This is a genomic window from Nonomuraea sp. CA-218870 (assembly GCF_050936535.1).
In the GTDB taxonomy this organism is placed as follows: Bacteria; Actinomycetota; Actinomycetes; order Streptosporangiales; family Streptosporangiaceae; genus Nonomuraea; species Nonomuraea corallina.
Genome location: NZ_JBNJMN010000001.1, coordinates 3536432 through 3558065, shown reverse-complemented (window position 1 = coordinate 3558065; position 21634 = coordinate 3536432). Strand labels below are relative to the sequence as shown.

The 21634-nt window shown below is 71.5% G+C and carries 17 protein-coding genes; 10 read left to right on the top strand and 7 right to left on the bottom strand.

Going from position 1 to position 21634, the window contains the following annotated elements; all coding sequences use genetic code 11:
* Positions 1-13 precede the first annotated feature (13 nt).
* The 8 genes from ACQEUU_RS17190 (at position 14) to ACQEUU_RS17155 (ending at position 6606) form a co-directional block, all read left to right on the top strand.
* Positions 14-1588, top strand: a complete 1575-nt coding sequence (locus tag ACQEUU_RS17190) for an SPFH domain-containing protein (protein ID WP_433066921.1) — start codon at positions 14-16, stop codon at positions 1586-1588.
* Positions 1585-2823 carry an SPFH domain-containing protein gene (locus tag ACQEUU_RS17185; protein WP_433066919.1) on the top strand — a complete coding sequence of 413 codons (1239 nt, stop codon included), beginning with the start codon at positions 1585-1587 and terminating at the stop codon, positions 2821-2823. Before ACQEUU_RS17190 ends, ACQEUU_RS17185 begins: the two co-directional genes overlap by 4 nt.
* 12 nt (positions 2824-2835) lie before the next feature.
* A complete protein-coding gene (locus tag ACQEUU_RS17180; RefSeq protein ID WP_433066916.1) occupies positions 2836-3609 on the top strand; it encodes a sporulation protein in 774 nt (257 codons plus the stop codon).
* Positions 3610-3736: 127 nt separating this feature from the next.
* Positions 3737-4798 (top strand): hypothetical protein, encoded by a 1062-nt coding sequence (locus ACQEUU_RS17175; RefSeq protein WP_433066913.1) that lies wholly within the window; start codon positions 3737-3739, stop codon positions 4796-4798.
* Complete coding sequence (locus ACQEUU_RS17170; RefSeq protein WP_433066910.1) at positions 4795-5412, top strand: hypothetical protein; 618 nt, start codon at positions 4795-4797, stop codon at positions 5410-5412. Before ACQEUU_RS17175 ends, ACQEUU_RS17170 begins: the two co-directional genes overlap by 4 nt.
* A gap of 11 nt (positions 5413-5423) precedes the next feature.
* Positions 5424-6224: an inositol monophosphatase family protein gene (locus ACQEUU_RS17165; RefSeq protein WP_433066907.1), complete on the top strand. Its 801-nt coding sequence runs from the start codon at positions 5424-5426 to the stop codon at positions 6222-6224.
* A gap of 113 nt (positions 6225-6337) precedes the next feature.
* Positions 6338-6460, top strand: a complete 123-nt coding sequence (locus ACQEUU_RS17160; RefSeq protein WP_433066904.1) for a hypothetical protein — start codon at positions 6338-6340, stop codon at positions 6458-6460.
* Positions 6457-6606, top strand: a complete 150-nt coding sequence (locus ACQEUU_RS17155; RefSeq protein ID WP_433066901.1) for a hypothetical protein — start codon at positions 6457-6459, stop codon at positions 6604-6606. The genes ACQEUU_RS17160 and ACQEUU_RS17155 overlap by 4 nt, the downstream gene beginning before the upstream one ends.
* Positions 6607-6609: 3 nt before the next feature.
* Here ACQEUU_RS17155 and ACQEUU_RS17150 read toward each other — a convergent pair whose 3' ends face one another.
* Both ACQEUU_RS17150 and ACQEUU_RS17145 read right to left on the bottom strand, forming a co-directional pair.
* The gene (locus tag ACQEUU_RS17150; protein ID WP_433066898.1) at positions 6610-7047 is read right to left on the bottom strand and encodes a hypothetical protein; all 438 of its coding nucleotides are present in this window, start codon (positions 7045-7047) and stop codon (positions 6610-6612) included.
* A 39-nt stretch (positions 7048-7086) separates the two neighbouring features.
* The gene (locus ACQEUU_RS17145) at positions 7087-8259 is read right to left on the bottom strand and encodes an SLC13 family permease (protein WP_433066895.1); all 1173 of its coding nucleotides are present in this window, start codon (positions 8257-8259) and stop codon (positions 7087-7089) included.
* A 58-nt stretch (positions 8260-8317) separates the two neighbouring features.
* Here ACQEUU_RS17145 and ACQEUU_RS17140 point away from each other — a divergent pair, with 58 nt between their 5' ends.
* Positions 8318-13909, top strand: a complete 5592-nt coding sequence (locus ACQEUU_RS17140; protein WP_433066892.1) for a TIR domain-containing protein — start codon at positions 8318-8320, stop codon at positions 13907-13909.
* On the opposite strand, the gene coaE is transcribed toward ACQEUU_RS17140, so the two are convergent.
* From coaE to polA, 5 genes are all read right to left on the bottom strand, one after another.
* Positions 13906-14508 (bottom strand): dephospho-CoA kinase, encoded by a 603-nt coding sequence (gene coaE, locus ACQEUU_RS17135; RefSeq protein WP_433066889.1) that lies wholly within the window; start codon positions 14506-14508, stop codon positions 13906-13908. The two genes, ACQEUU_RS17140 and coaE, sit on opposite strands and share 4 nt — an antisense overlap.
* 20 nt (positions 14509-14528) lie before the next feature.
* Positions 14529-14975: a GNAT family N-acetyltransferase gene (locus ACQEUU_RS17130; RefSeq protein ID WP_433066886.1), complete on the bottom strand. Its 447-nt coding sequence runs from the start codon at positions 14973-14975 to the stop codon at positions 14529-14531.
* 225 nt (positions 14976-15200) lie between these two features.
* Entirely contained in the window at positions 15201-16688 is a 1488-nt protein-coding gene (gene rpsA, locus ACQEUU_RS17125) for a 30S ribosomal protein S1 (protein ID WP_433066883.1), read from the bottom strand.
* 213 nt (positions 16689-16901) lie between these two features.
* Positions 16902-17990, bottom strand: coding sequence for a polysaccharide deacetylase family protein (locus ACQEUU_RS17120; RefSeq protein ID WP_433066880.1), 1089 nt, complete (start codon positions 17988-17990; stop codon positions 16902-16904).
* Between the two features lie 123 nt (positions 17991-18113).
* Entirely contained in the window at positions 18114-20804 is a 2691-nt protein-coding gene (polA, locus tag ACQEUU_RS17115) for a DNA polymerase I (RefSeq protein ID WP_433066877.1), read from the bottom strand.
* 155 nt (positions 20805-20959) lie between these two features.
* Between polA and ACQEUU_RS17110 the strand changes: the two genes are divergently transcribed.
* Entirely contained in the window at positions 20960-21304 is a 345-nt protein-coding gene (locus ACQEUU_RS17110; protein ID WP_433071875.1) for a PaaI family thioesterase, read from the top strand.
* Positions 21305-21634: the final 330 nt, after the last annotated feature.

Below are 21634 nucleotides of genomic sequence, written 5' to 3'. Positions count from 1 at the left end.
AAAGGAAGGTGCGATGTCACGACCCAGAGAGGCCCTCAGGCAGGCGGGCCAGGGCATAGCGCAAGCGGTCGCCCAAGGAGGAAACATCCGTCAAGCTGCCGGACAGGCGATGGGCCAGGCCGCGCAGCAGTACGGGCAGTACGCCGGCCAGGCGCAGGTCCAGGGGTTCACGCTCAACCCGCACGACTTCGCCGCGGCCCGTGACGGGGGCGCCTCCGTCGGCACGCTGATCGAGGCCCGCACCGCGTCGCTGAACGAGGCCGGCGAGATCGTCAACCGCAGCTTCGCCGAGAACGGCATGCACGTCATCTCGCCCGTGGTGATCCCCAAGGGAGGCACCGCCAAGGTCGTCGTGCCGCTGATCATACTGGTGGTGCTCGGCCTGATCGGCGCGCTCGGCAACGTCATCCCCAACACCGACCTGTTCTTCGGGCCCCACTACTGGGTGGTCCTGGTGCTGGCCGCGGCGTTCCTGTGGTGGCGGCGCAGCGTGGTGATGGTGCCCGAGGGCTGCAAGGCGCTGATCACCCAGTTCGGCAAGCTCGTGCACATCGCCGAGCCGGGCCGGGTGACGCTGTTCAACCCGTGGAAGCGGGTCAGCTACATCGTCAACACCACCCGCGAGTACCCCTTCAACGCGCCCATCAGCGAGGCCCCGACCCAGCAGGGCGTCAAGGCGAGCGTCGACCTGTTCCTGCAGTTCAGGATCGAGAACCCGGCCGAGTTCATCTTCGTGCTCGGCTCGGTGAGCGGCTTCCAGTCCAAGCTGCAGAACGCCATCAGCGAGGTCACCCGTTCCCTCATCTACGCCCAGCGCGCCGAGGACATCTACGACCTGGTCGGCGAGAGCACCGTCGGCATGCTCGACAGCCTGAACCAGCAGTTCCTGCCCGCGGTGCGGCTCACCGACGTGAACATCACCCACGCCGAGCCCTCCAGCCAGGAGTACCGCATGGACCTGGCCGCCCCCGAGATGGTCCGGGTGGCCAAGGAGGCCTACACCTACGAGTACGAGCTGAACCTGCGCAAGGAGCAGAACGAGGGCGACCTGGTCAAGGAGCTCGCCGGGCTGCAGGAGACGCTGAGCGCCATCCAGGCCGAGATCGCCGGCTACCAGGCGCGCATGGACACCGCGCTGGAGCGGGCCACCCACCAGGCCACCGCGCAGGCCAGGCAGCGCCTGGTCGAGGCCGAGTCCGAGGCCAAGGCCAACTCGGCGCTGCTGGAGGCGCAGGCGCTGGACATCCGGGCGCTGAGCGCGGCCGAGGCGCCGGAGATCCTCGACTACCGCTTCCAGCAGGACCTGCTGGACAAGCTGGAGTCGGTCGCCAACCGGCTGCCGCAGGTGGTGCACGTCGGCGAGCAGAGCGACATCGACTTCCTGGAGCTGGCCAGGAGCCTGGTCGGCGGCAAGGAGGCGGTGCTGTTCACGCCCGAGGACATGGCCGCCATCCGCTCCCGGCTGCAGCAGATCGGCACCCGCGTGTCGGGCCGCGAGGCGGAGATCAACTCGCTGCTGAAGAGAGTGGCCGACGAGGTCCAGGAAGCGCCTGAGCTGGAGATCACCAGGGAGGTCGAGACCCGATGAGCCGCGAGTTCTCGAAGATCAAGGAGTCGCTGGCGTCCTGGTCGGAGATCCGCCAGCTGCTGCGCGGCGGCGAGCAGGGCCAGCTCGTGCCCGTCGTCATCCCCAAGGACCGGCGCGGCTTCACCTGGATGACCCTGATCTTCCTGGCCGTCTACTTCGCCGGCATGGCCGTGCTGACGGACTTCACCGTCGCGGCCGCGCTGGCCGCGCTGTTCTTCCTGGCCGTCGCGCTGCTCACGATGTGGCGGCGGGCGATCATCGAGATCGAGGAGGGCACCACCGGGGTGCGCAGCCGCTGGGGCGCCATCATCTCCACGCTGCCGCCCGGCCGGCACTACCTGTGGCTGCCCTGGGACCGGGTGGACGCGGTCGTCGACACCTCGACCGAGATCCCGTACTCGGCGCCGATCGTGGCCTGCCCCACGGCGGAGAACGTGCCGCTGAAGTCGATCGAGTTCTTCCTGAAGTTCCGCATCGTGGACCCGGTGGCGTTCGTCCGCACGATCGGCGCGGGCAACTTCGACCTGGTGCTGTCCAGCGCCGTGCAGGACGCCATCCGGCAGCGCAGCCGCAAGGTGCAGACCGAGCGGGCCTACGACCTGCGCGGCTCGGACGTGGGCGACATGCAGGACGCGCTCAACCGCCAGCTCGGCCGCTACGGGGTGCGCGTCACCGGCGCCAACATCCCCGACGTGCAGCTGCCGGACCAGTACCAGCAGCACCTGTCCACCCGCGAGAAGGTCGCCAAGGAGCTTCAGGCGTACGAGCGCGAGTGGGAGCTGACCCGCAAGCGCCGCATCGACACCCTGCTCATGGAGATCGAGCGCGCCAAGAAGACCCGCGACGCCCGCGTGGTCGAGGTCAAGGCCGCGCACAACACCGCGCGCAAGGACGTCGCCCGGATGCTGGAGGAGCAGGAGACCGAGGCGCAGCGGGTCCGCTGGGAGATCGAGGCCCGTGGCCGCGCCGAGCTGACCTCCGCCGAGAACGAGGCCAAGGCGCTGCGCCGGCTGGCCGAGTCCTACCGCGACAACCGGGCCGTGCTCCAGTACGAGCTGGCCCGCAGGCGCCTCGACGTGGGCGCCACGCTCGCGGAGAAGGCCCCGCAGCCGCTGGTGGTCCGCACCCAGCAGGGCGGCGGCGACTCCGCCCTGTCCACGCTGCTGCTGGCGCAGCTGCTCCCCCAGATCTCGGCCAACGGCAAGCGTCCCGTGGCCCCGCCCCCGACCGCATAGGAGAAAAACCCCATGGTGTTTCGCAAGCTGATGGCCGCGTTCGGCGCGGGCGTCGAAGTGGACACGGTCCTGTCGAACGCGACCGTGCGCCCCGGCGAGCTGTTGCGCGGGGTGGTCCACTTCCGGGGCGGAGGCTCCGACTACAAGGTCGAGGCCGTCACCGTCGACCTGACGGCCGTGGTGGAGGTCGAGTCCGGCGACAGCGAGTACAAGACGACCTACAGTTTCCTGCGCCAGCAGGTGTCCGGCCCGCTGCACCTGGCGTCCGGGGCCGAGCACCGGCAGCCGTTCGAGATCCCGGTGCCGTGGGAGGCGCCGATCAGCGCGATCGGCGGCCATCCGCTGCGGGGCATGCGGCTCGGCGTGCGCACCGAGCTGGCGCTCGCCGGCGCGCTCGACAAGGGCGACCTGGACCCGCTGTTCGTCAGCCCGCTGCCGGCCCAGGAGTACGTGATCGCCGCGCTGGACCGGCTGGGCTTCCAGTTCAAGAAGGCCGACCTGGAGAAGGGCACGCTGTACGGGTCCACGATGCCGTTCTTCCAGGAGATCGAGTACTACGCGGCCGGCTCCTGGCGGCGCCACTTCAACGAGCTGGAGCTGACCTTCATCGCCGGGCCCCGGCAGATGGACGTCATCCTGGAGGCCGACCAGCGCGACGGCTTCCTGCGGGCCGGTCAGGACACCTTCAACCGCTTCACCGTCCGCTACGACGACAACCCGGCGGGCGTCGACCAGGCGCTCCAGCGCGGCCTGGAGTCGATGGCGCGCCGGCGCGGCTGGTTCTAGCCGGGCCCTCGGCCGTGCCGTCCGATCCCGGGCGGTACGGCCGATGCCCCTTTCCGCGTGCTAGCCCGTGGCCTGGCCTCGTCGTTACCATGACGGGGGGACTGACTGTTCGTCGGACGGGGCTGCGATGGCACGGTTCGTGGGGGCGTTGAGGCGGGCCGCGCCGTGGGCGGTCCAGAACGCCGACGTCGCCATAGCGTTGCTGCTGGCCGTGGTGATCGGCGTGCTCGGCATCATGCCCGACGAGCTCTTCGGCGACGAGGGCGCCACGGTGCAGACCCAGCTGGTCAGCGCCGCGACGCTGGTGATCCTGGCGCTGATGGCGACCGCGCTGCTGCGCGACCGGGCCCGCCAGGCGCCGATGGAGGCCATCACCTCCGACGTGCTCGGCCGGCTGCCCGCCAGGCTGGACCGGCTGGAGCAGATCGAGTCGATGGTCGACCGCACCCGCAAGGCGCTGGACGCGCTGCAGCTCGTCCGGGTGCTGGGCAGTTCCCAGGAGATCGCGCAGGCGCACGCCGAGGCGCGCAAGGACACCACGCGGTGGAGCTTCAAGGGCGGCACCGGCACCTACCTGCGCGCGGTCACGCTGCCCCGGTGCGTGGCGGCCGCCCGCCGCGACAAGCGCCACCTGACGGTGCGGGTCGAGGTGATCGACCCGGCCGACGTCGAGGTGTGCGAGACGTACGCGCACTACCGGCGGTCCCTGTCGGACCTGCCCGACGGCACGGGCGAGCGGTGGACCACCGACCGGGTCAGGAAGGAGTCGTACGCGACCGTCCTGGCCGCGTTCTGGCACCGGCAGCGGTACGGCCTGCTCGACATCGAGGTGGGCCTGTCGTCGACGATGACCACGTTCCGCTGGGACCTCTCCACCAGCCGCCTGATCATGACCGTGGAGGACCCGAACCGCGCGATGACGGCGCTGGCCGGCACGTTCTACTACGCCAACTGCGACACCGAGCTGCGGCTCAGCTTCGAGCAGGCGCGCCGCGTCCCGCTGGAGCGCTACCGCGGCGTGCCCCTCGGCGACGAGCCCACGATCGAGGAGGTGCAGGAGCTCTTCGAGCGGATCGACATGCCGCTGCCCAAGTCCTACAACGGCCGCGACGTGGTCGACATCGCCCGCAAGGCGCTGCGGGCGGCCGACCCCTACGGCGACCCCGGCGCGGGGAGGGCGGAACCATGAGCTATCAGGGCGTCTACGACGAGCTGGCGCGGGGACGGGCCAGGGCCTGGGCGCTGGCGGCGATCTCCGGCGGCGGCGTGCGGGGCGTGCGCCACCCGCTCGGATTCGTCTGCCTCCCGCTGGAGCGCGACGGCGGCGAGGGGGTATGTATCCATCTGTGGTCCGACTCGCTGGCGCCCGCGCGCAGCACCACCTCCCAGATCCACTGTCACAGCTGGGACCTGGTCAGCCACGTCCTCTACGGTCAGGTGCGCAACGTGCACGCGGTGGTGACCGACGCCGGGCGCGACGCCACCCACCGGGTGTTCGAGGTCGTCAGCGGGCCGGGCGGCGACCGCATCTCCCCCACGCCGCGCACCGTCCGCCACGAGACGGGGCTGGTGGAGGTGTTCGGTCCAGGCGACACCTACACGCTGCCGTCCGGCAGCTTCCACAGCAGCGTCGTCCCCGAGGGCGGCGAGGCCGCCACGATCGCGCTCGGCCGGGGCCGTCCGGGCAGCCGCGACCTGTCGCTCGGCCCGCTCGGCACGGGCTGCCACCACGTGCCACGGCAGACGCTCGACACCGAGGAGACGGCGCTGGCCGTCCGGCTGATGGCCGCCCACCTGAGCTGAGGGGTTCGGAGATGGATCTGGAGCATGCCCGCGCGGTCGCCGTCGAGGCCGCCGAGGCCGCGGGGGCGCTGCTCCTCGACGGCACCCGCGGCCCACTCGGAGTGCGTCCGAAGGGCGGGACCGGTGACGTGGTCACCGATCTCGACCTGGCGTCGGAGCGGTTGCTGGTCGACCGGATCCTGACGGCGTTCCCGTCCCACGCGGTGATCGCCGAGGAGTCGGGCCTGCTCGGCGCCTCGGGCGGCGAGTGGACGTGGCTGGTCGACCCGCTCGACGGCACCAACAACGTGTCCATCGGCCTGCCCGCCTACGTCGTCGGGCTGGCGCTGTGCCGGGCCGGCCGCCCGCTGCTCGGCGTGGTGCACGACCCGGTGACGGCGCGGACGTGGTCGGCGATCCGGGGCTGCGGCGCACTGGCCCCGTCGGGGTCGCGGCTGACGGCGCCCTACCGGCCCTCGCCGCACGGCCCGCTCCTGGCTTGGACCCAGGGGTATGCTGTGAGCAGGAAAGACGCCAGAGCGGGCACGCTCAGGTCGGCCCTGGAGCTGAGCGCCAGGCGGCTGTTGCAGCTGTGGGCGCCGCTGCTGCAGTGGGCGATGCTGGCCCGCGGCGACATCGACGGGATCGTCGGCTATCGCGCGGAGGTGATCGACCTGCCGGCCGGGGCGCTGCTCGCCCAGGAGGCGGGCATCGAGATCCGGGCGCTCGACGGCGGCCCGTTCGACGAGCGCATCGACGGCGCGGCCGACGACCGCAGCTTCGTGGCCGCGCACCCGAAGGCCCTGCCCGGGCTGCTGGCTCTGCTCGGCTGATCGGCCGGCCAATCTGGAGATCGCAGGCCGCGGAGGTCGAGGGCTTCAGCCCGCCGCCGCCGTCCGCCTGCGGGGGTGCTTGGAAGCGGCGCCGCGGGAAAGGAGAGATCACCATGACGACCGTGCTGACTGATTCGGCCGTGAGCGAGGCGGTGCTCTTCGTTTCCGCCGGGCAGCCGTCCCTCCCCCGGCATCCCGGCCTGGTCCGCGCCGCGAACCGGCTGGTGACGGCATGACCGGCGAACGCGGCAAGGAGTGGGCGCACCCGTGGTTCGCGATCGTGGTGGGGCCGCGTCCGTCGGAGGAGGAGGTCCCGCAGGAGGACGAGCGCCGCAGGCGCCGCCGCCCTCCCCGGGTGCTGAAGATCCGCCGTACCACGTGAGGCCTACTTGAGCAGATGCTCGCAGGTGCCCTTGCCGGAGGCGACCTTCTCGCCGTCCACGGTGATGCGGCAGGCGGCGGGCCGCAACTGGCCGTTCGCGTCCTGTACGGAGCCCGACACGACAGAGACCAGCCGGCCGACCTTCTGCTCGGCCTCGGTCAGCTCGATCTCGGCGGTCTTGGACCAGGGCAGGTCGGCGTCGTTCTCGGTGCCGTTCGTGTCGAGGTTGTAGACGATCGGCTGGGCGGACTTCCCCTTGCCGAGCACCTCCAGCTTGACCTGGCGCACGGCGATCGCGGAGACCTCCTCCGCGCCCGTGGCCGTCGGGGCGGGCTCCTGGGCCGGGGAGGCGGGCGCCGCAGTGTCGGCGGCTCCGCCGCAGCCCTGCAGCGCCGCCACCATGACAAGTCCAGCGATGATCGTCATCAGTGATCGGGACATGGCGGCTATTGTGGCGCAACCGGGCGGGCGGGTTCCCGGCTATCCGAAAGTCACCAGCGCCCATGTGGTGGTGACGAGCCCGACGACGGCCAGGCCGGCCCCGGTGAGCAGGAAGCGGAGCATCGGCACCCGCACGCCGTGGCGACGGCACGACTCGAACCACAGCAGCGTGGCCAGCGACGCCCACGGCGTGATCACCGGCCCCACGTTGGTGCCGACGAGCAGGGCGAGCAGCTGGTCGCGGTCGCCGGGCGGGATGACCTCCTCGACGACCTTGTACGCGGGCAGGTTGTTGATGGCGTTGGACAGGCCGGCGCCGACGGCCGCGGTCCGGTACGGGTCGCGGTCGGCGCCGAGCAGCCCGTTCATCAGGTCGGCCAGCCCGTAACGGCTGAGCGTGGGCACCACCAGGAACAGCCCGGTCACGAAGATGAGCAGCTGCCAGGGCACCAGGTTCCAGGTGAGCCGGGCGCGGTCGCGTACCGCGAAGGCGATCACCACGAGCAGCGCCGCGGCCGCGGCGGCGACGCCGACCTCCACGCGGGCCAGCAGGGCGGCGATGAACAGCAGGCAGCCGGCCGAGGCGGCGCCGAACAGCGCCCGGTCGCCGACCGGCTCCAGCACCGGCGGCGTGTAGCGCAGGTCGCGCCGCTCGCCCCTGCGCCAGAAGAACGCCCACAGGAACGCCATCGTCACCAGGATCGCGACGAGCTGCGGCGCCCACATGCGGGCGGCGAACTCGACGGGCGACAGCCCGATCTCGTCCATGGCGAGCAGGTTCGTCAGGTTGGACACCGGCAGCAGCAGGCTCGCTGTGTTGGCGAACCAGATGGTGGTCATGGCCAGCGGCAGCGCGGCGATGCGGGCCCGGGGCGCGAGCGCGAGCATGACGGGGGTGAGCAGGACGGCCGTCGTGTCAAGGTTCAGAAATATCGTGATAAAAGACGCGAAGGCCGTACAGAGTACGAAAAGCGCGACATAGTTGCCGCGGCCGAGCACCGCCATCCTGGCCGCGATCGCGTCGAAGACCTGAGCCTCCTTGGTCAGCTCGGCGAGCACGATGATGCCCACCAGGAAGACCAGCAGCGGCCCGATCTCCGCCAGGCTCTCGGCCGCCGCGGACAGCGGCAGCAGCCCGGTCGCCACGAACAGCAGGCCGAGCGCCAGCAGCCCGATCCTGATCCAGTCGAGCACGCCCAGACGACGCAACACGAGGACGATGATCGCACACGGGCTGCGAAAGGCCGATCCCGCGCGGGATACTGGTGGGATGGCGCGCGACGGCAGGCCGACCGAGATCTTCGTCAGCTACTCCCCCGCCGACACGGCGTGGGCCACCTGGATCGCCTGGGAGCTGGAGGCGGCAGGCTACCGCACGATGATCCAGGCCTGGGACTTCGTGCCCGGCACCAACTTCATCGACTTCATGGACCGCGGCGTCAGCGAGGCCGAGCTGGTCGTGGCCGTGCTCTCGCGCAACTACCTCGGCTCGCGCTACGGGCGGATGGAGTGGCAGGCGGCGCTGCGCGCCGACCCCGACAACCCGTCCAACAAGCTGATCACCATCCGGCTGGAGGACGTCCGGCTCGAAGGGCTGCTGTCCACGATCACCTGGGTGGACCTGCTGGGCATCACCGACCCGGGGCAGGCCAGGGCGCTGCTGCTGAGCCGGGTGCGCGAAGCGCTGGCGGGCCGGGCCAAGCCGGAGGCCGCCCCCGCCTTCCCCACCGGCGCGGCGCCCGGCGGCCCCGCCCCGACCCTGCCGCCGCCCGGCGAGCGGTCGCGGGCGCGCCGCACCCCGGTGTCGGCGCCGAGGTTCCCGCCGGCCGCCGGCCCGCATCCTGCCCGCGAGTCGATCAGCGTGCTGCACATCGGCGGCCCGCGCTTCGGCCGTGCCCTGCCCGACCCGGGCGAGCCGTTCACCCCCGAGGACATGCAGGCGCGCATCTGGGCCGACCTGACCGGCATGTACGACCGGGGGATGCCGCGGCCCGACCTGATGGTGGTCAGCGGCGACCTGACCGAGTCGGGCAGCCTCGGGCAGTTCGGCCAGGCCACCCGGTTCGTCACCGACCTGCGGCTGCTGATCGGGCTGGAGCCGCACCGGCTGCTGATCGTGCCGGGGCCGCGTGACGTGACGAAGGCCGCGGCCAGCGCCTACTTCCTGACGTGCGAGGCCGACGACGTGAGCCCGCAGCCGCCCTACTGGCCGAAGTGGCGCCACTTCGCCGGTCTGTTCGAGGAGGTCTACCAGGGGCTCGACGACCGGGTGTTCGACGCAGGGCAGCCCTGGACGCTGTTCGAGGTGCCGGATCTCAAGGTCGTGGTGGCCGGCCTCAACTCGACCGTGGCCATGAGCCATCTGGAGCGCGACGCGTACCCGATGCTGGGTGAGGCGCAGGCCGCCTGGTTCGCCGAGCGGCTGCGACCCTACGAGGAGCGGGCGTGGCTGCGGCTGGGCGTGCTGGGTCACCCGGCCGACGCGCTGCACGACAAGCCCTCCTACGACCGGCTGCTGGCGCACCGGCTCAACGTGCTGTTCCAGTCCGGCGGGCGGAGCGACGACCTGGCGATCGCCGCGCCCCGCTCCGGCCGCCACCACGTCGTGGAGATCACCGCCCGCGGCATCAGGACGTGGCTGCCCGACGGCGCGCGGCCTGAGCGGGCCGCGCGTTCCTGGCGGGCCGCCCGCGCCACGTTCGCGACCGGTCCGGCGACCGCGCCGCCGCCCGGCCCGCCGGGAGGGCCGGGCGGCGCCGGGCCGGACGTCCGCCCGGCCGGTCCGGTCGACCTGTTGCTCGACCGGATCACCGAGGTGTGCGAGGCCCGGCACGAACGGACCAGGATCCGGCGGCTGCGCGACCACCTCGTGGTCACCCATCCGGAGGACGGGTTCGTCCGGCAGACCATGATCGGCGCTCATGTCGGCGAGCTGACGGCGGAGGACGCGACCGCGTTCGTGCGGCAGGCGCACGCCACCGAGCTGGCGGCGGAGCTGGTCCACCAGGGGCCGCCGCCGTCGCGCGCGCTCCGCGAGGACCTGATGCGGCGCGGCGTGCGGCTGCGCAGCTTCACCGAGTTCCAGGGGCTGCTCGACCTGTCCGGGTACGTGGCCGAGCAGACGGCCAGGCTGTCCGCCGACCGCCGCTACCCGCCCGAGCTGTACGTGCCGCAGCGCTACCGCGAGCTCGACCGGCCCGGCGGCCAGGTCAGGGCGGGGCTGACGGACGAGCTGATGCGGCTGCTCTCCGCCGACCACGGCCGGTTCCTGCTGCTGCTCGGCGACTTCGGTCACGGCAAGACGTTCGCGCTGCGCGAGCTGGCCCGGCGCATCCCGGCCGAGCTGCCCCACCTGACGCCGATCTTCATCGAGCTGCGCGCGCTGGACAAGGCCCACTCGGTGGACGGGCTGGTGGCGGCCCACCTGGCCAACCACGGCGAGGAGGTCATCGACCTGAAGGCGTTCCGCTACCTGCTGCGGCAGGGGCGGATCGTGCTGCTCTTCGACGGGTTCGACGAGCTGGTCACCCGGCTGACCTACGACCGGGCGGCCGACCACCTGGCGACGTTACTGGCCGCGGCCGAGGACAAGGCGAAGATCGTGGTCGCCAGCCGTACCCAGCACTTCAAGTCGCACAGCCAGGTGCTGACCTCGCTCGGCGAGATGGTCGGCGTGCTGCCGCAGCGGCGGGTGCTCGCCCTGGAGAACTTCACCCGTGACCAGATCCGCTCCTACCTGCGCAACCGCTTCGACGCCGAGGACGAGGCCGCCGCCCGCATGTCGCAGATGGAGGGCATCGAGGACCTGCTGGCGCTGGCCAGGAACCCGCGCATGCTGAGCTTCATCGCCGACCTGGACGCCGACCGGCTGCGCACGGTCGCCGAGGCCCGCCACACCATCAGCCCGGCCCTGCTGTACGAGCAGATCCTGGAGGCGTGGCTGGCCTTCGAGGAGCACCGGGCCAAGGTGCCGGGCTCGGCGGCGACGCTGACCAAGGACGAGCTGTGGCAGGCGGTGACCGCGCTGGCGCTGCGGCTGTGGGAGTCCGGCGAGTCGCTGCTCGGCATCGACGACCTGACCGAGATCGCCGGGACCCTCGCCGGTCTGGCGGGCGGGCAGCTCACCCCCGCGCACACCGCGCACGCCATGGGCTCGGGCAGCCTGATGGTCCGCACCGAAGAGGGCATGTTCGGCTTCATCCACACCTCGGTGATGGAGTGGCTGATCGCCCGGCACGTCGCGGCGACGTTGGAGGGCGCGCCGGCGGCGCTGTCGCGGCGGCCGCTGTCGGCGCTGACCGTCGAGTTCCTGTGCGACCTGGCGGAGGTGCGGGCGCTGCGCGCGTGGGTGGCCGACCCGCCCGCCGACGACGTGGCCAGGGCCAACGCCGTCAAGATCGCGGCCCGGCTGCGCACCCCGGCCAGGGCCGACCTGCGCGGCGCGAACCTGAAGGGCGAGGACCTGTCGGCCAGGGACCTGCGCGAGGTCGACCTGACCGGCGCCGACCTGACCGAGGCGACGCTGGCCGGCACGAACCTGTCCCGGGCCGTGCTGCGCGACGCCCGGCTGACCGGGGCGCGGCTCGACGGCGCGGTGCTCGCCGGGGCCGACCTCACCGGCGCCGACCTGTCGGGGGCGCGGCTGGCCAGGGTCGACCTGAGCGACGCCGCCGTGTCCGGCGCCCGCTGGCACCGCGCCGCGCTGATCGACGTGCGCGGCACCCTGCCCCGCCTGCCGGGGGCGGCCGTGGTGCCCGGCCAGCCGGTGGAGACCCAGCTGTCGCCGGCCGAGATCGGCGTCTCGTACGGCTATCACTTCCAGACCAGCCGGCTGCCCGAGCCGATCGCCTACAGCGCCGACGGCGTGACGATCGCGATCGGCAACGACGACGGCGGGGTGCTGCTCTGCGTCGGCGGGCTGCCGGTGCGGACGCTGCAGGGGCACGCCGGGCGGGTGTACGCGGTCTCGTTCTCCGGCGACCTGCTGGTGAGCGGCGCGAGCGACGGCACCGTGGTGCTGTGGGACGCGCTGACCGGCGAGCGGCTGCGCACGCTGACCGGACACCCGGACGGCGTCTGGCCGGTGCGGCTCAACCAGTCGGGCGAGCTGCTGGCGGTGGGCGGCGGCGACGGCGTGGTGCGGGTGTGGGACACCGCCACCGGCGAGCCGGTGCACCTGCTGGCGGGACACCAGTCGCCGATCTACACGGCGTCGTTCGGCGGTTCGGCGCTGGTGACGGGCGACTCGGCGGGCGTGGTCCGGGTGTGGGACCTCACCGAGGGGGAGATCGTCACGACCCTGGACGAGCACCGCGGCGCCGTCTACCGGGCCGTGCACGCCCCCGGCGGCACGCTGCTGGCCACCGGCGACGAGGCGGGCACGCTGCGGCTGTGGGACACCCGCACGTGGGAGCGGCGGCACGCGCTGACCGGTCACCGCGGCAGCATCTACGCCGTCGCGTTCTCCCCCGACGGCTCGCTGGTCGCCACCGGCGACACCTCCGGCGACGTGCGCCTGTGGGAGACCTCTGGCGAGTTCCGCGGCCTGCACACCACCCACGCGGCGGCCGTCTACCAGGTGGCGTTCTCTCCCGACGGCGGCACGCTGGCCACCGGCGACTCAGGCGGCGTGGTGCGGCTGCAGACCGTGGGCGGCCCGCAGCGCACCGAGCTGACCGGTCACCGCAGCTCCGTCTGGCCGTTCGTGTGGCGGCCCGACGGCGGGCAGCTCGCCACCAGCAGCAACGACGGCACCGTCCGGCTGTGGGACCCGCACTCCGGCCAGAGCCAGCGGGTGCTGCGCGGCCACGGCAGGCGCATCACCTCCGTGCGGTTCAGCGCCGACGGCACGATGCTGGCCACCAGCGGCAACGACGGCGTCGCCCGCATCTGGGAGCCGCGCACCGGACGGAAGCTGCACGAGTTCACCGGCAGCTCCGACCGGCTCATCTCCGCGCTGTTCTCCCCCGCCGGGCCGCTGCTCGCCGCCTCCAGCAACGACGGCGGCGTGCACTTCTGGAACGTGACGACCCAGGAGTACGAGCGCGAGCTCAACACCGAGACCGACCACGTCTGGGCCGAGGCGTTCAGCCCCGACGGCACCATGCTGGCGACCGCCAACGACGACGACAGCGTGCGCGTCTGGTGGCGTTCGACGGGCCGGCTGGTCACCAACCTGGCCGACCACCGCGGCCGGGTCCGCTCGATCGCCTTCAGCCCTGACGGCCGCTACGTGGCCACCGGCTGCGACGACCGGCGGGTACGGATCTGGCACGTTGAGTCCGGCGGCCGGGTGGCCACCCTCGACGGGCACACCGACCGGGTGTACGCGGTGGCGTTCTCGCCGTCGGGACGCCTGCTGGCGAGCGCCGGCAACGACGGCCGGGCCCTGGTGTGGGAGCTGCGGCCGGGCCAGCCGTGGCACCCGCTGCTCAGGCACACCCTCGACGGCGGCGCCGGCCGGCTGTGGAGCGTCGCCTTCAACGCGGCCGGCGACCGGCTGGCGACCGGCGGCGACGACGTGGCCGTGCGGGTGTGGGACGCGGAGTCGGGGCGGCTGCTGCGCCGGCTGACCGGCCACACGCGGCGGGTCTGGTCGGTGGCCTACAGTCCTCAGTCCGGCCTGCTGGCCACGGCCGGCGACGACGGGGTGGTCATCCTGTGGGAGGAGGACCGGCGGCTGGTCACGCTGCTCGGGCTGCCGGAGGGCTGGGCGGCGCTCGCCCCCGACGGCCGCTACAAGGTGTACGGCGAGACGGCCGGGCAGTTCTGGCACGTCGTGGGCATGTCACGGTTCGAGCTGGGCGAGCTGGACGCCTACCTGCCCGGGGTGCGTCAGGTGCCGCTGGACGCGCCGTTCTAGCCGCGGGCGGCGCGTTCCAGCAGCTCGGACCAGATCTCGTCGACGCGGGCGTCGAGGTCGCCGAGCGTCCCTTCGTTGGGGATGACGAGGTCGGCGACGGCCAGCCGGTCCTCGCGGGTCGCCTGGGCGGCGATGCGGGCCTTGGCGTCCCCTTCGCTCATGCCGCGGTGCTCGGCCAGCCGGGCGAGGCGCACCTCGTCGTCCGCGTCGACCACGATGACCACGTCGTACATGCCGGCCAGGCCGTTCTCGGCCAGCAGCGGCACGTCGTAGACCACGATCGCGTCGTCGGGCGCCTGGTTGTGCAGCTCCGCGACCCGCTGCCCCACCAGGGGGTGCACGATCGCGTTGAGCGCGGCGAGCTTCTCCTGGTCGGCGAAGACGATCGAGCCCAGCTTGTCCCTGTCGAGGGAGCCGTCGGGCCGGAGCACCTGGTCGCCGAAGGTCGCCACCACCCGGGCCAGGCCGGGGGTGCCCGGCTCGACCACCTCGCGGGCGATCTTGTCGGCGTCGATGATCACGGCGCCCTTGGCGGACAGCCTTCTGGAGACCTCGCTCTTGCCAGAACCGATGCCGCCGGTGAGCCCTATTTTCAGCACAGCGGCAGCCTACCGGGAGGTCAACGCCTCAGGTGGACGAGCGTCAGGTGGTCGTCCATGCGCTCGCGGCGGGTCTCGCGGTAGCCCAGGCGGCGGTAGAGGCGCAGGTTTCCCTCCGACAGATGGCCGGTGAACAGGTCGAACGCCTCCGCCTCCGGCACCCGCTCGTGCAGCGCCCGCAGCAGTGCCGTGCCCAGGCCCCGCCCCTGCCGGTCGGGGGCCACGACGAGGCGGCCCACCAGACAGGTCGTGCCCGCCAGGGTGCCGCGCACCGCGCCGACGATCCGCCCGCCGTCGACCGCCTTGAGCGTGACGCCGGTCTCGATGGCCTTGCGGACCTGCTGGAGCGACTCCACCAGCGGCGGGATGTACGGGTCGCCGTACAGCTGGGCCTCGCTCACGTACGCCGCCCGCTGGAGGGTCAGGATCTCGCCCGCGTCGCCGGGCTCGGCCCGCTGGATCTCCACGCCGAGCACCCTACACGCGGCCCCGTCCCGGCCGACACCCTCTGTCGGCGCCTCAGATGCCCCATAACGCCCGGAAGGGGGAGTTCCGCTGCCCGTGTGCGGCTCGGCGGCCTGGGGCCGCCTGGGGGCCACGTCGGAGCCTTCGGTGGCCGGGGGGTGTGGGCATGCGAAAGGCCCCGCACGGGTCGTGCGGGGCCTTTCGACGTGCTGCTTACCTACAGGCGATCAGCTCTGGCCGCCCGCGAGCTTCTCGCGGAGGGCCGCCAGGGCCTCGTCAGAGGCCAGGGCGCCGCCGGCCGGGGCCGACTGGCCGCCGCCGCTGCCGCCCTGCTGGCCCTGCGGCTCACCGTAGGACGTCGGGGCCGCTTCGCCCGCCTCGGCCTCGGCCTTGCGAGCCTCCTCGATCTGCTTGCGGTGGGCCTCGTAGCGCGTCTGGGCCTCGGCGTACTGCCGCTCCCACTCCTCACGCTGCTTGTCGAAGCCCTCGAGCCACTCCCCGGTCTCCGGGTCGAAACCCTCGGGGTAGATGTAGTTGCCCTGGTCGTCGTAGGTGGCCGCCATGCCGTAGAGCGTCGGGTCGAACTCGACCTCGGCGCCGACGCCCTCGTTGGCCTGCTTGAGCGACAGGCTGATGCGGCGACGGTCGAGGTCGATGTCGATGATCTTCACGAAGATCTCGTCGCCGACCTGGACGACCTGCTCCGGGATCTCCACGTGGCGCTCGGCCAGCTCGGAGATGTGGACCAGGCCCTCGATGCCCTCCTCGACCCGGACGAACGCGCCGAACGGCACCAGCTTGGTGACGCGGCCCGGCACGACCTGGCCGATCTGGTGGGTGCGGGCGAACTGCTGCCACGGGTCTTCCTGGGTCGCCTTGAGCGACAGGGAGACGCGCTCGCGCTCCATGTCGACGTCCAGGACCTCGACCGTGACCTCCTGGCCGACCTCGACGACCTCGGAGGGGTGGTCGATGTGCTTCCAGGACAGCTCGGAGACGTGGACCAGACCGTCGACGCCGCCGAGGTCCACGAAGGCGCCGAAGTTGACGATCGAGGACACGACGCCCTTGCGGACCTGACCCTTCTGAAGGGTGTTGAGGAACGTCTGGCGAACCTCGGACTGGGTCTGCTCCAGCCAGGCGCGGCGCGACAGGACCACGTTGTTGCGGTTCTTGTCGAGCTCGATGATCTTGGCTTCGAGCTCGCGGCCGACGTACGGCTGCAGGTCGCGGACACGGCGCATCTCGACGAGGGACGCCGGGAGGAAGCCGCGCAGGCCGATGTCGAGGATGAGCCCACCCTTGACGACCTCGATGACGGTCCCGGTGACGATGCCGTCCTCGTCCTTGATCTTCTCGATCGTGCCCCAGGCGCGCTCGTACTGAGCACGCTTCTTGGACAGGATCAGGCGGCCCTCCTTGTCCTCCTTCTGGAGAACCAGGGCCTCGACGTGTTCGCCGACCTCCACGACGTCAGCTGGGTCGACATCGTGCTTGATCGAAAGCTCACGCGAGGGGATGACTCCCTCGGTCTTGTAGCCGATATCGAGAAGGACCTCGTCTCGATCGACCTTGACGACGGTGCCCTCGACGATGTCGCCGTCGTTGAAGTACTTGATGGTCTCGTCGATCGCGGCGAGGAAGGCTTCCTCGGACCCGATGTCGTTGACCGCTACCTGCGGGGTGCTCGAGGTGGCCTCAGTGCTGGACGTCATGTGTGGAATTGCTCCGAACGCGGACAGGATGTCGATGTGGCGGACGCGCGGCAGGCCCTCTTCCGCATCAAGCCGAGGAATTACGACGTCGACGTGACCGAGCGCGAGCCCGCTCCGTCTGAGGCGCGCGCGAGCCCACAGCGCAGCGATCAGCATATGAGACCAAGGCGACGGGGTCAATCCAAGCAGCACATCGGCTGCGGCCCCCGGCGGTCAATAGGCGTTGATCCGCAGACCTCGCCTGTCGCCGATCTTACCCCTAAGCCGGGACGGAATGGAGATCCGGCCGGGGTCACCGTCGGAGACGTAACGCTCACCGGGGTGCTTGTTCAGCCACTCCAGCCAGTGCTGTGAGCACCACTTGCGGCACTCCCCCTTCTTGGCGTTGCTCTGGATCCGCTGGATCGCGCCACGATCGAATTTTTTCGCGTAGGGCGAAAGCGAGGGCTCCGCCCCGGCGAGGAAGACCCCCTCGAAGTCGTACCGGGTGCCCTGCCACGCCCCGGAGCGCGCGGCCTTCTTCTCGCGCGGCATGGACCCGTACGGCAGCGCCATGGTCCTGGCCGGGCCGGCGCCCAGCCGTACGAGCAGGCGTTCCAGCTTGGCCAGCTGCTTGCGGACCTTCGCGGTGGGCAGCGCCCGCAGGTTGGGGTGGCCCCAGGTGTGGCTGGCCACCTCGAACCCGTTGCCGGTCAGCCACCGCACGGCCGCCTCCTGCTCCCGCTCGGTCCGCAGGCCGAACGGCGTGTGGTTGATCCAGAAGGTGGCGACGGGCCGGAAGCCGTCGTGCTTGGCGGCGGTCTCCATGATGATCGCCACCGCCGTGTCGCGCTTGACGTTGCCGTCGGCGTCGAGCCCGAAGTGGCTGGAATGGCCGTCGTCGAAGGTGAGCACGACGGGGAACTTGCCGGCCGGCACCCGGATGTCGCCGGCGGCGAACTCCCTGGCGCTGATCGGCACGTAACCCTGCCGGGCGAGCTGGTCCAGCTCCCGCCGCAGCTGGCCGGGGGTGCGGTCGATGGAGGCCCGCCGCTTGGCCACGATGCGGTGGTACATGAGCACCGGCACCTTGCCGAGCTCGTTGGCCTTCACCTCACGGGCGGACTCCGGCGTGGCGACGATCCCGGGCGGGGGCGTCGCCTCGACGGCGGCGGTCGGCCCCGGGGACGCGCGCTGCGGTGACTTGGCGACCTCGCGCGTGTCGGGCTCGCCGGGGATCACCAGGAGCCCGATGATCGCGACCGCCACGACCGCGACGTTCGCCGACGCGACGAGCCGCTCGAGGAACGATGTGGACCGCACAGGACTCCCGTGCCACTCGGGGGAATGAACCCACAAGGGTAGTGGAGGACCATGGCGCCCCTAGATCACTCCCCTGCTCGGGGAAGCGAGCCGCCCGTCAAAAATGGACAAAACCGGGCAAAGTTAGTGACCGGCGTCCTCCCAGGTGCGTCCCACCCCCACCGACACCTCCAGCGGAACCCGCAGGTGGTAGGCGGCGTTCATCTGGTCGGTGACGAGCTGCCGGAGCGTCTCCAACTCGCCGGGCGCGACCTCGAACAGCAGCTCGTCGTGGACCTGAAGCAGCATCCGCGAGGAGAGCCCCTCCTCCCGGAGCGCCTGGCGCACGTGGAGCATGGCGACCTTGATGATGTCGGCGGCCGAGCCCTGGATGGGGGCGTTGAGCGCCATCCGCTCGGCCATCTCCCGCCGCTGGCGGTTGTCGCTGGTCAGGTCGGGCAGGTAGCGGCGGCGGCCCATCATGGTCTCGGTGTAGCCGTTGGTGCGCGCCTGGCGGACGATCTCCTGGAGGAAGTCGCGCACGCCGCCGAACTCCTGGAAGTACTCCTCCTTGAGCGCCCTGGCCTCGGCGACCGGGATGTTGAGCTGCCCGGAGAGCCCGAAGTCGGACAGCCCGTAGGCCAGGCCGTAGTTCATCGCCTTGATCCGGGCCCGCAGCTCGCCGTCGATCTGCTCGGGCGGCAGGTCGAACACCCGGGCGGCGGTCGCCCGGTGGAAGTCGTGGCCCGACTCGAAGGCGGCGATCAGCGACTCGTCCCCCGACAGGTGGGCCATGATGCGCAGCTCGATCTGGCTGTAGTCGGCGGTCAGCAGCGTCTCGTAGCCCTCGCCGACGACGAACCCCTGCCGGATGCGGCGGCCCTCGGCGGTGCGGATCGGGATGTTCTGCAGGTTGGGCTTCTCGGACGACAGCCGCCCGGTCGCCGCGATGATCTGGTTGTAGGTGGTGTGGATGCGGCCGTCGTCGGCGATCTCCTTGATCAGGCCCTCGACGGTCGTGCGGAGCTTGGTCTGGTCGCGGTGGCGCAGCATGATGACCGGCAGCTCGTGGTCGGTCTGGGTGGCCAGCCAGGCGAGCTGGTCGGCGTCGGTGCTGTAGCCCGTCTTGATCTTCTTGGTCTTGGGCAGGCCGAGCCGGACGAACAGGATCTCCTGCAGCTGCTTGGGCGAGCCCAGGTTGAACTGCTCGCCGACGACCCGGTGGGCCTCCTCGACGGCGTGCTTGACCGCGGCGCCGAACTCGGCCTCCAGGCCGGTGAAGTAGTCGCGGTCGACGGCGATGCCGGCCCGCTCCAGCTCCGCCAGCACGGTCAGCAGGGGCAGCTCGACCTCGGTGAGCAGGTGGGTGCCGCCACGGCCGGCCAGGAAGGCCTCCAGCGCCTCCGCCAGCTCGCGCACCGCGTGGGCGCGCAGCGCCAGGTCCTTGGCCGGGGCGTCCTCGTCGTCGCCGAACAGCGCGGCCTGGCCGTCGGACTCCTCCTCGGCGCGCAGGTCGCGGTGGAGGTAGCGCCTGGCGAGGTCCTCCAGGGCGAACGTGCGCTGCCCGGGCATCGCCAGGTAGGCCGCCAGGGCGGTGTCGCAGGTGAGGCCGCGCAGGTCCATGCCCTGCGCCCACAGCGCCAGGAGCGGGCCCTTGGCGTCGTGGACGGCCTTGGGCCTGGACTCGTCGGCCAGCCAGGCGCGCAGCGCCTCCTCGTCGGCCTCGGTGAGCTTGGCCGGGTCGATGTGGGCGGCGGTGCCGTCGGGCGAGGCGACGGCGATGGCGTCGACGCGGCCGGTGCCGCCGCCGTAGGCGCCCTTGAAGGCCAGACCCGCGCGGCCCGCCGGCAGGGCCGACAGCCAGCCGGACACCCGGTCGGGGCCGAGGATCACGGTCTCGACCTCGAAGCCCTGGTCGGGCTCCAGCTCGCCGGTGCCGAGCGTCTTGAAGACGCGCTCGCGCAGCTCGCCGCGGATCTGCAGGGTGTCGAACAGCTTGTTGAGCTCCTCGCGGTCCCACGCGCCCTGCTGGAGGCCGGCGGGCTCGACCTCGACCGGCACGTCGCGCAGCAGCTCGGTGAGCCGGCGGTTCATCAGCACCTGGGCGACGTGCTCGCGCAGCTTGTCGCCGACCTTGCCCTTGACCTCGTCGACCCGGTCGACCAGGGCGGTGAGCGAACCGTACTCGCGCACCCACTTGGCGGCGGTCTTCTCGCCGACGCCGGGGATGCTGGCGAGGTTGTCGCTGGGGTCGCCGCGGAGCGCGGCGAAGTCGGGGTACTGCTGGGGGGTGAGGCCGTACTTCTCCTGCACCGCCTCGGGGGTGAAGCGGGTCATGTCGCTGATGCCGCGGCGGGTCATGAGCACCGTGACGTCGTCGTCGACGAGCTGCAGCGCGTCGCGGTCACCGGTGACGATGAGCACGCCCATGCCCTCGGCGGAGGCGCGGGTGGCCAGGGTGGCGATGAGGTCGTCGGCCTCGAAGCCGGGCTTGGACAGCCGCGGGATGCGCAGGATGTCGAGCAGCTCGAAGATGAGCTGCATCTGGCCCCGGAAATCCTCGGGGGTCTCGGCCCTGTTGGCCTTGTAAGCGGAGTATTCCTCGTGCCGGAACGTCGGCTCCGAGCGGTCGAACGCCACCGCGATGTGCGTCGGCTGCTCGTCGCGCAGGATGTTGGTCAGCATCGACGTGAACCCGTAGACCGCCTCGGTGTGCTGACCGTCGGTGGTCATGAGGTTGGCGTCCTTGAGCGCGTAGAAAGCGCGGTAAGCCAGGGAATGCCCGTCGAGCAACAGCAGGCGCGGGCGGCTGGGGGTCACTTCACTCTTCGGCACATTGGCAGCCTAGTCTGCGACTGCGACAGAAAACCCGAGCTGGAAAGAGTGGAGGCGTCCCCTTGACGCAGATCGACCCCTCGACCGCCCCCTGGACCGACCCCGCCGTAGCCCTGAAGTTCGCCCGTTCCAAGACCGGCCTGCTCGCCGACCGCATGGGCATCGAGTTCCTGGAGGCCTCGGCCGAGCGGGTTGTGGCCCGCATGCCGGTGGAGGGCAACACGCAGCCGTACGGACTGCTGCACGGCGGGGCCTCGGTGGTGCTGGCGGAGACGGTGGGCTCGACCGGGGCGGCGCTGCACGCGGGACCCGGCAAGGTGGCGGTCGGCGTGGAGATCAACGCCACCCATCACCGCTCGGCGACGTCGGGCTTCGTCACCGGGGTGGCCACTCCCCTGCATACGGGGCGGACGCTGGCGACCTACGCGATCGAGATCACGGACGAGGACGGACGGCGGATCTGCACCTCCCGTCTCATCTGTATGCTGCGTGACGCCTGACGTTTGCCGAACTTTTGCCCGACCTTTGCGCATGCACCCCAGGGGTCGCTACCGTGGTGTGCCCTAGAGCCCGCGGGGAGGCCGAGTAGATAACAGGTGAGGCCGGGGAAGCCTTGCATGGCCCCAAAGGCCCCCTTCGGGCTCTTTCATCCCTCCACCGATCCGTTGTCCATCCGTAATCATCGCCTGCCAGGTGCATCCCTCGATTACGCCCCTGACCTGCCGCCTTTGTTTCCTCACATGAGTGACACACACATGTCACTAAATGGTGACGAAGGATACTGAACCGGGCGTACGCGAAATAAGCTCCCGCCAGCATCCCAGTCGTGC

Excerpts from the sequence above, each read along its gene's own strand:
- rpsA (WP_433066883.1), bottom strand. The coding sequence starts at position 16,688 with ATGACGTCCAGCACTGAGGCCACCTCGAGCACCCCGCAGGTAGCGGTC.
- ACQEUU_RS17165 (WP_433066907.1), top strand. The coding sequence starts at position 5,424 with ATGGATCTGGAGCATGCCCGCGCGGTCGCCGTCGAGGCCGCCGAGGCC.
- ACQEUU_RS17175 (WP_433066913.1), top strand. The coding sequence starts at position 3,737 with ATGGCACGGTTCGTGGGGGCGTTGAGGCGGGCCGCGCCGTGGGCGGTC.
- ACQEUU_RS17190 (WP_433066921.1), top strand. The coding sequence starts at position 14 with ATGTCACGACCCAGAGAGGCCCTCAGGCAGGCGGGCCAGGGCATAGCG.
- ACQEUU_RS17180 (WP_433066916.1), top strand. The coding sequence starts at position 2,836 with ATGGTGTTTCGCAAGCTGATGGCCGCGTTCGGCGCGGGCGTCGAAGTG.
- ACQEUU_RS17185 (WP_433066919.1), top strand. The coding sequence starts at position 1,585 with ATGAGCCGCGAGTTCTCGAAGATCAAGGAGTCGCTGGCGTCCTGGTCG.
- ACQEUU_RS17140 (WP_433066892.1), top strand. The coding sequence starts at position 8,318 with ATGGCGCGCGACGGCAGGCCGACCGAGATCTTCGTCAGCTACTCCCCC.
- ACQEUU_RS17110 (WP_433071875.1), top strand. The coding sequence starts at position 20,960 with ATGGGCATCGAGTTCCTGGAGGCCTCGGCCGAGCGGGTTGTGGCCCGC.
- ACQEUU_RS17150 (WP_433066898.1), bottom strand. The coding sequence starts at position 7,047 with ATGTCCCGATCACTGATGACGATCATCGCTGGACTTGTCATGGTGGCG.
- ACQEUU_RS17160 (WP_433066904.1), top strand. The coding sequence starts at position 6,338 with ATGACGACCGTGCTGACTGATTCGGCCGTGAGCGAGGCGGTGCTCTTC.
- ACQEUU_RS17155 (WP_433066901.1), top strand. The coding sequence starts at position 6,457 with ATGACCGGCGAACGCGGCAAGGAGTGGGCGCACCCGTGGTTCGCGATC.
- ACQEUU_RS17170 (WP_433066910.1), top strand. The coding sequence starts at position 4,795 with ATGAGCTATCAGGGCGTCTACGACGAGCTGGCGCGGGGACGGGCCAGG.